The 12,826-nt window shown below is 42.2% G+C and carries 11 protein-coding genes; 5 read left to right on the forward strand and 6 right to left on the reverse strand.

Features of this window, described 5'->3' with window-relative positions; translation table 11 throughout:
* Nucleotides 1–1,632 carry an L-glutamate gamma-semialdehyde dehydrogenase gene (pruA, locus tag H0W62_03590; protein ID MBA3647626.1) on the reverse strand — a complete coding sequence of 544 codons (1,632 nt, stop codon included), beginning with the start codon at nt 1,630–1,632 and terminating at the stop codon, nt 1–3.
* A gap of 364 nt (nt 1,633–1,996) precedes the next feature.
* Between pruA and H0W62_03595 the strand changes: the two genes are divergently transcribed.
* Nucleotides 1,997–4,441, forward strand: a complete 2,445-nt coding sequence (locus tag H0W62_03595) for a DNA translocase FtsK (GenBank protein ID MBA3647627.1) — start codon at nt 1,997–1,999, stop codon at nt 4,439–4,441.
* Nucleotides 4,442–4,549: 108 nt separating this feature from the next.
* The gene (locus H0W62_03600; GenBank protein MBA3647628.1) at nt 4,550–5,200 is read left to right on the forward strand and encodes an outer membrane lipoprotein carrier protein LolA; all 651 of its coding nucleotides are present in this window, start codon (nt 4,550–4,552) and stop codon (nt 5,198–5,200) included.
* A gap of 306 nt (nt 5,201–5,506) precedes the next feature.
* Here the strand turns inward: H0W62_03600 and H0W62_03605 are convergent, their stop codons facing one another.
* The 5 genes from H0W62_03605 to H0W62_03625 all read right to left on the reverse strand — a co-directional run bounded on the left by H0W62_03605 (nt 5,507) and on the right by H0W62_03625 (nt 9,780).
* On the reverse strand, nt 5,507–5,797 hold the full coding sequence (locus H0W62_03605; protein ID MBA3647629.1) for a GIY-YIG nuclease family protein: 291 nt from the start codon (nt 5,795–5,797) through the stop codon (nt 5,507–5,509).
* Between the two features lie 329 nt (nt 5,798–6,126).
* The gene (locus H0W62_03610; protein ID MBA3647630.1) at nt 6,127–7,011 is read right to left on the reverse strand and encodes a 4-hydroxy-tetrahydrodipicolinate synthase; all 885 of its coding nucleotides are present in this window, start codon (nt 7,009–7,011) and stop codon (nt 6,127–6,129) included.
* A gap of 36 nt (nt 7,012–7,047) precedes the next feature.
* On the reverse strand, nt 7,048–7,662 hold the full coding sequence (locus tag H0W62_03615) for a hypothetical protein (protein MBA3647631.1): 615 nt from the start codon (nt 7,660–7,662) through the stop codon (nt 7,048–7,050).
* Nucleotides 7,613–8,566, reverse strand: a complete 954-nt coding sequence (locus H0W62_03620; GenBank protein ID MBA3647632.1) for an acetyl-CoA carboxylase carboxyltransferase subunit alpha — start codon at nt 8,564–8,566, stop codon at nt 7,613–7,615. The genes H0W62_03615 and H0W62_03620 overlap by 50 nt, the downstream gene beginning before the upstream one ends.
* Nucleotides 8,567–9,126: 560 nt before the next feature.
* Complete coding sequence (locus H0W62_03625; GenBank protein MBA3647633.1) at nt 9,127–9,780, reverse strand: metal-dependent transcriptional regulator; 654 nt, start codon at nt 9,778–9,780, stop codon at nt 9,127–9,129.
* Between the two features lie 119 nt (nt 9,781–9,899).
* On the opposite strand from H0W62_03625, the gene H0W62_03630 reads away from it, so the two are divergent.
* Genes H0W62_03630 through H0W62_03640 form a run of 3 tightly spaced genes read left to right on the forward strand, consistent with a single transcriptional unit; the run spans nt 9,900 to nt 12,780 of the window.
* Nucleotides 9,900–11,099, forward strand: coding sequence for a thiol oxidoreductase (locus tag H0W62_03630; protein MBA3647634.1), 1,200 nt, complete (start codon nt 9,900–9,902; stop codon nt 11,097–11,099).
* Nucleotides 11,100–11,113: 14 nt separating this feature from the next.
* The gene (locus tag H0W62_03635; GenBank protein MBA3647635.1) at nt 11,114–11,554 is read left to right on the forward strand and encodes a Rieske (2Fe-2S) protein; all 441 of its coding nucleotides are present in this window, start codon (nt 11,114–11,116) and stop codon (nt 11,552–11,554) included.
* Entirely contained in the window at nt 11,551–12,780 is a 1,230-nt protein-coding gene (locus tag H0W62_03640; GenBank protein MBA3647636.1) for a hypothetical protein, read from the forward strand. The genes H0W62_03635 and H0W62_03640 overlap by 4 nt, the downstream gene beginning before the upstream one ends.
* Nucleotides 12,781–12,826 lie beyond the last annotated feature (46 nt).

The raw sequence follows: 12,826 nt of genomic DNA on the forward strand, positions 1-12,826 counted from the left end.
TTATTTATCCTCCATGAATGAATACCGGTAGCTTGTAGCAGGTAAAAAGTTTTCTTTTATGGAGCGCGGCGAAACCCATCTCAATAAATTTACCATAGAACCTGCTTTATCATTTGTTCCGGAAGCTCTTGCACCACCGAAAGGCTGCTGCCCCACCACTGCACCCGTTGGCTTATCGTTGATGTAGAAATTACCGGCAGCATTCACCAGCCGTTTGGTAGCCACTTCAATAGCATTGCGGTCCTGTGAAAAAATAGCACCTGTCAATGCATAGTTCGAGGTGCGGTCAACCAGGTCAAGGGTCTCTTCAAACTTCATTTCATCATACACATATAACGTTAAAACAGGCCCGAACAATTCTGTGCACATGGTAGTGTACAAAGGATCTTTTACCTTCAAAACGGTCGGGTGAATAAAATATCCTTCAGATTTATCAAAAGTTCCTCCTGCAACAATTCTTACATCAGAGTCTTCTTTTGCGCGCGTGATAAAGTCTGAAAGACTATCGAATGATTTCTCATCAATTACAGCATTAATAAAATTACGGAAATCCTCAGGATTTCCCATTTTAAAAGATTCGATGTCCTCCACCATGCTGGCTTCCACCTGCCTCCAGAGATTAGAAGGAATATATGCTCTTGAAGCGGCTGAGCATTTTTGTCCCTGGTATTCAAATGCACCACGGCAAAGGGCAGTCACTAATTCGTTAACCGAGGCACTCGGATGCGCGATTATAAAATCTTTTCCTCCCGTTTCTCCAACAATGCGGGGATAAGATTTATACTTGTCGATATTGTCACCGATGGATTTCCAAAAGCTATGAAAGACGGGCGTTGATCCTGTAAAATGAATTCCTCCAAAATCAGGATCGTTGAATATGATATTACTGGTTTCTGCACCACCTGTATAAATCAGGTTAATCACGCCGTCCGGTAATCCTGATTTTCGCAATACATCCATAATTACCCAGGCGGAATAAATCTGTGTTTGAGAAGGCTTCCAGACCACCGTATTTCCCATTATGGCTGCGCTGGTTGGTAAGTTTCCAGCTATGGAAGTGAAGTTGAATGGTGTAATTGCAAAAACAAAACCTTCAAGGGGCCGCCATTGCATCCTGTTCCAGATGCCATGGGAAGAAAGAGGCTGCATCTGATAGATCTCCTCAGCGAAAGAAACATTGAACCTTAAAAAATCAATGAATTCACAGGCGGCATCTATCTCTGCCTGGAAAACATTTTTTGATTGCCCCAGCATGGTTGCTGCATTGATCTTAGCGCGGTATGGGCCTGCCAGTAAATCTGCAGCCTTTAAAAAAATAGAAGCCCGGTTCTCCCACGACATATTTTCCCAACTTCTTTTTGCATCCATCGCCGCACTAATAGCCATCCTTATGTGTGAGGCATTTCCTTTATGGTAATAACCCAGTAAATGCGCGGTTTCATGAGGGGGATGGATCTCAGCTTTATCACCGGTGTAGATTTCCTTTCCGCCAATGAATATAGGAAGGTCTGCCTCTTCCGATTTCATATGTTTCAGTGCGTGCTTTAAAGTAGTCCGCTCCGGTGAACCGGGTGCATATAATAGATTGAGTTCATTAAAAGGCGGCGGCGCCTTATAGAATCCCTGGCTCATGAAAATTGGTTTTTTGTTGAATTATGCTTGCTATATTTTAACTTCCGATTACACATTATAGTTGCAATAAAGCACCATTTATCAAACATAGCTATTTTAATGTAGGTACCTGATACAGCGTATATATTTGATTGAACAATTCAGTGATTTATGCTACTCTGAATAGGTTTAGAATATCCGTTAAAATATTGCTTTATGAAAACAGTAAGCCTTTCGAGTGCGTAATTAGCGGCGGGAGAAAATACCATTCCCGGATAGACGTTTTACGGTTTATGCTCAGCACGGGTGTTGAAAACTTTATCGGCTGCCACCCGGGCTGGCTTTCTATTAAACTAATTTTACCTGTTATCCTTAAGTTATTTTCATGGTTGACAATACAAATAAATTAAAAGCAGTTCTGAAAGAGCCTGCTGCCGAAAAAGCGGAAGATAAGACGGTACCTGGTGCTTCCAAAAGAACGAGGAAAAAATCTAAGGATCCTGCAAAGCCATGGCTGGATGAACGAATCCCTAAAGCAGTTGGACTAATATTCCTCCTTTTTTCGATATACCTTTTTATTGCGCTTGCTTCTTATCTTTTTACATGGAAGCAGGACCAGGACAAAGTCTTTCAATTCTCCTGGACTAATTTCTTTTCGCAAAGCTTCAAGGTTGAAAACACACTTGGAAGATTAGGAGCATACCTGTCGCATTTTATTATGTACAATGGTTTCGGGCTTGCCTCATTCCTATTTGTCGGGTTCTTCTGTGAGGGAGGAATTAACTTATTATTCCGGAAGAAAATATATCCTGTTCCAAAATATGCAAAGACGATGCTCTTTGGATTGGTGGTGATTTCTACCTTACTAAGTTATCTTTTTCAGCACTATGATTTTCCTTTTGGCGGTGCGGTAGGAAACTATACCAGCTCCTGGCTGGTGGCTTTTCTTGGTACCGTAGGAACAGGAGTTTTGCTTGTTTTTGCTGGGTTGCTCTATCTCGTTATTGCATTCAACTACAATTTTAATTTCAACCTTAAATTTCCTGCTAAGAAAAAAGAAGAGCGGTTGTTAAGAAGGGAAGAGGTAACGGTAGCAGAGATTGAAAAAGAACAGGATACGCGGCTTGATTTCGATTTACCATTAGAAGAAAACGCTGTTACCAATTTTGAATTGAGAGAAACGGATCCTGTACTGCAGGACATAGATGAAAAGAAATCTGCATTGGCAGTTGAAGACTCCGATATTGATTTTAAAATTGAAGAGGCAAAGGAAGAAGAGATCATAGAACATGAGACTGCAGTAAGGGAAAATTATGATCCTACCATCGATTTACCCAAATACAAATACCCGACCCTTGACCTGCTGGAACACTACGGAACAGAAAAGATCAGGATCGATTCTGATGAACTGATGCGCAATAAGGATCAGATCGTAAAGACGCTTCAAAACTATGGCATCGACATTCAAAATATCAAGGCAACCGTTGGACCAACCGTTACGCTTTACGAGATCGTTCCCGCACCCGGTGTTCGAATTTCAAAGATCAAGAACCTGGAAGATGATATTGCGCTGAGCTTATCTGCTCTCGGCATCCGTATTATTGCACCTATTCCCGGCAAAGGAACCATTGGTATTGAAGTGCCAAACGTGCACAAAGAGATTGTCTCCATGCGCACGCTGCTTGCTTCTGAAAAATTTCAGAATGCGCAAATGGATCTCCCGATAGCGCTCGGTAAAACCATTTCCAACGAAATCTATATTACCGATCTGGCTAAAATGCCGCACCTGTTGCTGGCCGGTGCAACTGGCCAGGGGAAATCGGTGGGAGTAAATGAAATCCTTGTATCGCTGCTTTACAAAAAGCATCCGTCACAGATTAAATTTATATTGATCGATCCAAAGAAGGTGGAGCTCAGTCTCTATTCCACTATTGAAAAACATTTTCTTGCGAAGCTTCCTGGTGAAGAAGAGCCAATTATTGTAGATACAAAAAAGGTGGTGCACACCCTTAAAGCGCTGACCGTTGAAATGGATCTGCGCTACGACCTACTCAAAGATGCTCAGGTACGAAACATAAAGGAATACAATGAGAAGTTTGTTTCGCGAAGATTAAATCCCAATAAAGGACATCGCTTTCTTCCATATATGATACTGGTGATCGACGAGTTCGCAGATCTGATCATGACGGCAGGAAAAGAGATTGAGATGCCAATTGCACGCCTGGCCCAGCTCGCCCGCGCCATCGGCATTCACCTCATCATTGCCACGCAGCGCCCTTCTGTAAATATTATAACGGGCACCATTAAAGCAAATTTTCCTGCGCGTATTGCTTTTAAGGTAACCTCCAAGGTGGATTCACGCACCATAATAGATACGGGCGGTGCAGACCAGCTGATAGGCAGGGGAGACATGCTGCTTTCCACTGGCGGTGATATCATTCGCCTGCAGTGCGGATTTGTCGATACCCCTGAAGTAGAAAGAGTCTGTGACTTTATCAGCAGCCAGCACGGTTACCCGGAAGCACACTTGCTGCCTGAAGTGAAAGAAGAAGATGGTGAAGGCAATGAATTCTTCGATGCAAACGAACGCGATGAATTATTTGATGAGGCCGCCTATATCATTGTCCAGCATCAGCAGGGTTCCACCTCTTTATTGCAGCGGAGGTTAAAGCTTGGCTACAACAGGGCGGGCCGTTTAATGGATCAGCTGGAAGCAGCGGGCATCGTAGGTCCTAACCAGGGCAGTAAGGCGCGCGATGTATTGATTAAAGACGAGCTTCAGTTGGAACAGTTTTTGACTTCCCTCCGTCAGAAAGCAGGAACCTTCTGAGACAGTATTTACTAAATTTTCTCTTTTTGAAATGAATTTAGAAAGAAAGAGAAAAATTTTCACACTTCATGCGGTCGTTTAAATAAAAAGCTTAACCATTTAATTTCCATGAAAATTTTCCCTGCAATTTTTTGTTGCCTTGTCTTTATCACTACATTTTCTTTCGCGCAAAAAAAGGATAAAAAGGCACAGGAAATTTTGGATGGTGTAAGTGCCAAATACAAAAGCTACAAATCGGTACAGGCAGATTTTGTTTTGAAGGCAGAGGCGGCGCAAACCAATATGACCGATCAGCAGGCTGGAACATTATATGTAAGAGGTGATAAGTACAAGATTGAACTGAAAGATCAGGACATTATTTCCGATGGTAAAACAATGTGGACTTACGTCCGGAAGGCGAACGAGGTGCAGGTGAATTCCGTGGATCCAGGCGATGAGGAAACCATGACTCCAAACCAGATTTTTACGATCTATGAAAAGAATTTCCTCTATGCGTATATTGAAGATCAGAAGGTAAACGGAAAAACACTGCAGATCATCGACCTTACTCCCAATGATAAATCGAAGCCCTATAGTAAAATCCGTCTTGCAATAGACCAGGCATCGAAGACCATTCAAAGTGCTGCCTTATTTAACCGGAATGGAAACAGGTACACCTACGAGATTAAGAAGTTTACTGCTGATCCTGCTATCAGTGATGACCTTTTTACCTTTAATAAAGCAAACTATCCGGGAGTGGAAGTGAACGATCTGCGATAAGTCTAATCCTGGACATTCATAATAGTTATTGTAAAACTAAGTTTGAGATTCCCGCTTTCGCGGAAACCCTACGAGCCTGTCATTCCCAACTTGATTGGGCATCTCCTAATAGCCATTTAAGTTTGGGATTCCCGCTTTCGCGGGAATGACGTTTAAATGGTCATCATCATACTTATCTTGATTGGGCATCTCCCGCTTTTCTGGCTCACCAACTCGCCGTCATGCCCAACTTGATTGGGCATCTCCAAGGTAATGAGGTGTAAAGGGAACTATCGTCATGCTCAACCTGATTGGAGCATCTCATTTTTATAAGTTTTCAAATAAATCTTTCCATACAGGGTTCATTTTTGAAATTAATTCATCTTTCCATGCTCTGTTCCATTTCTTTAATTGTTTTTCTCTTGCAATTGCATCTTCTATTCTTCCATAAGTTTCATAATAAACCAACTTACTGCAATTATATTTAGCCGTAAAAGAATTAGGATACGCTTTATTTTTATGTTCGAGCATTCTTTTAAATAAATCAGAGGTTACACCTATATACAGAACGCTTCCATGTTTATTTGCCGTCATATAAACTGTGCCGCCGTATTGCATAGTATAAATTATGAGATTCCCGCTTTCGCGGGAATGACGTGTAAAAGGAATTATTGTCATGCCCAACTTGATTGGACCTGCGCTTTCTCGGACACCCCACGCACCCGTCATGCCCAACTTGATTGGGCATCTCATAATAACCATTTACATTTGGGATTCCCGCTTTCGCGGGAATGACGGGTAAAGGGAATTATCGTCATACCAAACTTGATTGGCCTTCCGCTTTCTCAAATACCGACCTGCCATCATGCCCAACTTGATTGCGCATCTCTGCCTTCGCTGAACACTACGAAAACATGCCCGTCATGACCAACTTGATTGGGCATCTCCTAATAGTCATTTGCAATGGCCGCTTTAATCTTTTCATAAAGTGCCCTGCTCACTTCTGTAAGTGGCAACCGAACGGTCTCTTCGCAAAGGCCCAGTATATTCAAGGCTGCTTTCACCCCGGGCGGACTGCCTTCCTCAAAAAATAATTCCATAAAAGGAAACAGTTTATAGTGCAGCTTTTGTGCAGGTCTAAAATTTCCGTCCAGCGCTTCTGATACCATAGCAGAAAAATCTTTGGGAAATGCCTGCGCCACCACGGAGATCACGCCATCCATGCCGAAGCTGATGCCCGGCAAGGTGATGAGATCGTCGCCTGAGATCACGGAAAAATCTTTCGGCTTATTTTTTATGATCTGCATCATCTGCGCCAGGTTACCGGATGCTTCTTTGATTCCGATAATTTTTTGGCTAGCCGCAGCAAGCCGCAGCGTAGTTTCAGCGGTGATGTTTGAGGCCGTCCTGCCGGGCACATTATAAAGGATGATGGGCAACGGTGAGCGCGCTGCAAGCTGCATGTAGTGCCGGTAAATACCTTCCTGTGATGGCTTGTTGTAATAGGGGCTTACAGAAAGGATGGCATCAAACAGCGATGCATCAATACTTTCAATCTGAGCTGATATCTCCCCGGTATTATTTCCGCCTATTCCTGCAACAAGAGGAACACGCTTTTTCACAATTGAAGCAGTAAAATTCCATACTTCTATTTTTTCTGCTGCGGAAAGGGTAGCAGACTCGCCCGTAGTACCCAGCGAGACAAAATAGTTGATGCCATTTTCAATGTTGAAATCCAGCAATTTTTCCAATGCCACGTGATCGACAGAAAGATCTTTTTTAAACGGTGTGATGAGCGCAACGCCGGTGCCGCGAAATTTTGAGTGATCCATAGCCAATACAGAGAAAATTTATTCTGTAAATATAATTCAGGAGTTAGGAGCAACACCTTTGCCATTCGATTCTACCATGCTCAGGTACCTCTTTATTTCCTCCGTCAGCTTGCCCAGGTTTTTATCACCCTTCAGGTCAATCATCATATCGTAAGCATAGATCTTCTCAGGGTGATAGTGACCGATCCGGAAGCCGGCCTGCGACATGGAGGAGATAAATTCCAGCGGAAGGTTTTCCTCTATATAGGCATTTATCAGGATGTCGAACTTCCGCGACATAAAATCATCTACCAGCAGACCCTGCGGCTCCCGGTACCAGTTCAGGTTTTTCTTATTGAAATAAGGAAAATTTAAATTAAGCGCAGGCTTTGAAAAATTATAAAAGCCAAGCATCATCAGCTTCTTTCTTTGCTTTCTGAGCGAATCGGCAAACGTATTTACAATAGCCGTCTGGTCCGTATCGGAAGCATCGAAGAGGATGCCGATCTCACGTGCATTTTCCAGCCCGCTAACCTTGCGCACTGCATGGTGAAACCGCAGCTGCTTTTTCAGCAGGTAAAGATGGATGTAGCGCAGGAAAGATTTAATCATCTCAAACAGGTTAGTTCTCTTCATAGAATCCCATGGAAGAGAATTTTTTAATGCGGGCATCAATGCGCTCTTTGGCGGTCATGTCTTTAAGGTCGATGAGGTGTTTTTTTATTTCGCGCTTTAAGATCTTCGCAGCCTCCTCCGGGTAAAGATGCGCACCGCCCAATGGCTCTTTAATGGTGCCGTCGATCAGTTTAAAATCAAACATGTGCTTTGCATCGAGCTTCAGCTGCTCCGCTGCCTGCTCCTTAAAGTTCCAGCTGTGCCATAAGATCGACGAGCAGGATTCCGGTGAGATCACAGAGTACCAGGTGTTCTCCATCATCAGCACGCGGTCGCCGATGCCGATGCCCAAAGCTCCTCCGGATGCGCCTTCTCCTATGATGACACAGATCACCGGCACCTTCAGTGTCGTCATCTCGAACAGGTTGCGCGCGATGGCTTCCGCCTGCCCGCGCTCTTCCGCCTCGAGACCTGGGAACGCGCCCGGCGTATCGATGAGCGTGACTATGGGTATGTTGAATTTCTCCGCCAGCTTCATCAGCCGCAGCGCCTTCCGGTATCCTTCCGGGTTTGCCATGCCGAAGTTGCGGTACTGCCGCTGCTTGGTATTGGTGCCCTTCTGCTGACCGATGAACATCACGGTTTCATTGTCCATCTTTCCTAACCCGCCCACCATTGCCTTATCGTCGCCTACGTTGCGATCGCCGTGCAGCTCAATAAACGTGCTGCACATCTGCGAAATGTAATATAAGGTGTAAGGCCGCTCGGGATGGCGCGACAGCTGCACCTTCTGCCAGCCGGTGAGGTTGCTGTAGATCACCTTGCGCGTCTCAGAGATTTTATCCTCGATCTCCTTTACGGCAGACTTCATATCCACCTTTCCATTTTCGCCAATCTTTTTCAGCTTCTCCAGCTGCTCATTCAGCTCTTCAATCGGCTTCTCAAAATCCAGGTATGTCATCTGCGGCGTTTGTTTAAGGGGGGAAACAAATTTATATAATTATGGTGAAGAGAGGGATCGAACTGTAAGTTGTGAAAAACTTATCAAAATCAATAAAAGATGCTTTGATAAACCAAAGACATTATAATTTCAGTTTTGATAGAAGTAGTCTCCATTCGAAATATGATTATGTACGAGTGAAGGATATTGCGGAAGCGCAAACAGGATTTCCATTTTCAAAAACCTATTTTACTGATGACAATTCGGATAATGCCATGCCTTTGATAAGAATAAGGGATTTAAAAAATAACGTAACAAACTTTTTATACAGGACCATATGATGAAAAGTTTGTTGTAAATAATGGAGACTATTTAATAAGCATTGATGGTGAGTTTAATATTTTAATTGGCACAGTGGTAAGGCATTATGTGCTTATAAACATAAATAATATAGGAGGTTATAAGACAGGACACGCAGGTACTGCAAGTTTTGATGAACCTTTGAAAAAGGGTGAGGTCCTGAAAATTGTTGCCCCGTTTTTTGCGTGATTTAATATTTCCCGCATGACAATCTAAACGGTTTAATCAACCAGTAAACTTTCTGCAAATTTGTTGGACACCGTTGTTTTAAAATCTTTACCGATTAGAATATTCATTGACCCATCAAAAGCAACTTTATCAATCACTTTTATTTTAGTGCCAATGCTTACGGACAATTGAAGCAAATATTGCAGAAATATAGTGGAAGTATCTTTTACAGCCGCAACACGACAAGTTTTTCCAACTTCTATTTGAGATAACAGTGTTTTAAAAGTATTCGGCATTTCGCCGTTAGACTTTGGTATCGGGTCGCCATGCGGATCGTAGTTGGGATAGCCTAAAAACTTATTCAACCTATCAGCTAAATCTTCACGCTGTATATGTTCCAACTGTTCAGCTATTTCATGTATCTCCTCCCAACCATAACCCAGTTTATCTTGTAAAAAAACTTCCCATAAACGATGCTTCCGGAGTATTAATAATGCAGCTTTATTTCCCTTTTCAGTAAGCTTTGCCCCCTTTACTTTGTCGTAATTGATTAATTTTTTTTCTGTAAGTTTCTTAATCATATCAATTACCGACGCTGCATTTACATTCACTGCCTCTGCTATTGATGTGGGGGTTATTTTATTGCCGTCAATTTCAGATAATCTGTAAATAGCTTTTAAATAGTTTTCTTCTGTTAATGAGTGCATAGTGGTATTTTTTTTAAAGGTAATTAATCTGAAAAAAGATAATTTATTAGGTAAGTCTAATAAAAATATTTGATTAGTAAAATTTAATTAATAAGTTTGCTCTATTAAATTTTTAGGGCATGTACAAAAGATACGTCCTCGTTATTACCTTTCTCTTTTTGGCAGTTATATTTACCGTTTCCTGCGAAAAAATTCTACCACCTTCACCAGCAAATGATGAATTGTTAGATGGCCCCGTAGAAGGGTTAACTACTGCGCAAGCAGCGCAGCATCATGCCGGAGATGTGGCATTTAACGACCAGGTTTTTACAAGAGAAACCGGGCTTGGGCCAATATTTGTTGCCACAAGCTGCGGCAGTTGCCATGCCGGTGATGGTAAGGGACATCCATTTAGCACGCTTACAAGATTTGGCATAAATGATAGCTTGGGAAGAAACGAATTTGACAACGGACCCCAATTGCAAAACAGAGCTCTGCCGGGTTACATGCCGGAGCAGTTGCCCCCCGGAACCCCGTTTGCAAGTTTTACTCCGCCTGCTAATACAGGCTTAGGCTTTCTTGAACTGGTAAGCGAAGATGATTTATTAGCAATGGCTGCTGCTAATACCACCAACCCCGATGGAGTAAGGGGGCATCCAAACTGGTCGGCGCTTCCAACATTCGTATCGCCCAACCCAAATAGCTATACGCAAAACGGCAGGTACATCACCCGTTTCGGGAAAAAAGCAGCCACCTATAATTTGTTTCATCAAACGGTGCAGGCATATAATCAGGATATCGGTATTACATCAACTTTTAACCCAAGCGATGTTTATTCCCACTTAGATATTGATCCTGAAGTTTCTGATAAAATTGTAAGAGATGTTATTTTCTATCTTCAAACACTTAAAGCGCCTATTCAGCGTAATCAAAGCGACCCTGATGTTATTCAGGGTGGTGCCTTATTCGCCCAGGTGGGTTGCGAAAGCTGCCATAAGCAAACCTTAACTACAGGCTTTTCACCGGTTGAAGCGCTTTCCAATAAACAGTTTCACCCTTATACAGATCTGTTGCTGCATGATATGGGACCGGGTTTAGATGATGGTTTGATAGAAGGTACTTCTAAAACAAGTGAGTGGAGAACGCCGCCACTGTGGGGTTTAGGACTTTCAAAAAACTCCCAGGGGGGAAAATACTTTTTATTGCACGATGGCAGGGCAAAGAGCATTGACGAAGCCATTCAGCTTCATGGCGGTGAGGCTGCCACGGCTAAAAATAAATTTAATGCACTCAAGGCAGCAGAAAGACAGCAGTTGATTAAATATTTGGAAAGTTTATAGTGTCTTATAGTAATATGAATAGAAGAAAATTTATAACAACCGGCTGTATCAGTTGTATTAGCGGCGGTTTAATGATGTCGCTGATAGAAGGTTGCACCACTGCAAAAATAGCAACAATAACAATTGAAGGGTCTGACATGATTGTGCCACTTGCAGCTTTTAGGATAAAGAAAAGCAATCAAACATCTTATAAACAATATCTCGTAGTGCAAAATGATAAGTTGAAGTATCCCATTTGCGTATTTCGTTTTGATGAAAATCATTACGAAGCCTTGTTAATGAGATGCACACATCAGGGGACAGAGCTGCAGGTATTTGGCGATAAACTGCAATGCCCGGCACATGGCAGTGAATTTAATAATCGTGGTGATGTAAAACATGGTCCGGCAGCTACAGCTTTAAGAAAATTTCCGGTAACAATAACCAATAACCAACTAAAAATATCATTGATATGAGCTTGAAATTTTTTGCAGTTGCTTTTCTTGCAACCACCAGCTTTTTTGCAACAGCACAAATAGACCCAAGCCTCTTGAAACGGACAACATCTGATACCTTAAAACAAATAATGAACATGGATGCTATCTATAACCGTCCGGCATTAAAGTATGATAAATTGCCGGTCTCTTTGGGGGGTTATGTAGAAGCCAACTACCAGTACCTGGGTACGGATGGTATTTCCGAAGGTCACCAGTTCCAGTTCAGAAGGCTTACGCTATTTGTTTCTTCCACTATTTCTAAACGGATAAAATTTCTGTCGGAGATAGAATTTGAACCGGCTGATAAAGAAATTGCTATTGAGTTTGCCGCTGTAGATGTAGAGTTTCACCCGCTGCTGAATTTAAGGGGCGGCATGATTGTAAACCCGATTGGAGCTTTCAATCAAAACCATGATGGGCCGAAATGGGAATTTATTGACCGTCCTATTTCTGCAACGCAAATGCTCCCTGCAACCTGGAGCAATGCAGGCTTTGGCTTATATGGCAAGTACTATAAAAAAGACTGGATGTTTGGCTATGAATTGTACGCTACCAGCGGTTTTGATAATTCAATTATTGAAAACGATCAAAACAGGACTTCTTTGCCGGCGGCAAAAGAAAATGCAGAACGGTTTGAAGAAAACAATAGTGGGGAACCATTAATAACAGGAAAGATAGCCGTAAAAAATACTAAAGTTGGTGAGGTTGGTTTATCATACATGGGCGGAGCATATAATAAATTTCAGGATGATGGTTTACAACTGGATGATAAACGAAAAGTAAATGTATTTGCAGTTGACCTGAAAACGACCATTAATAAAACTAAAACAAATTTCATAGGGGAATGGGCCTGGGTTTTTGTTGATGTTCCAGAAACGTACAGCCAGCAATTTGGTAATAAACAGCGAGGCGGTTTTCTGGATATTGTGCAACCCGTTTTGAACAGGACTATTTTAGGCTGGAACAATTCAGTCTTAAATCTTGCTTGCCGTCTTGAATATGTAGATTATAATGTTGGAAAGTTTACTGAAACGAAAGAAAAAATTGCCGACGATGTTTGGAGTGTGATGCCAGCCATAAGTTTCAGACCGAGTGCCCAAACTGTTTTCCGTTTAAACTATCGTATCCAAAAGCAACGGGATTTGTTAGGTAATCCACCTGCAAATACTGCCGGGATTAGTTTTGGAATTTCAACTTACTTCTAAAAATCTATGAATCAAATCAGCAAACTATGTCTTTGTCACAATTAAA

The sequence above is a fragment of the Chitinophagales bacterium genome (genome assembly GCA_013816805.1).
In the GTDB taxonomy this organism is placed as follows: domain Bacteria; phylum Bacteroidota; class Bacteroidia; order Chitinophagales; family UBA10324; genus MGR-bin340.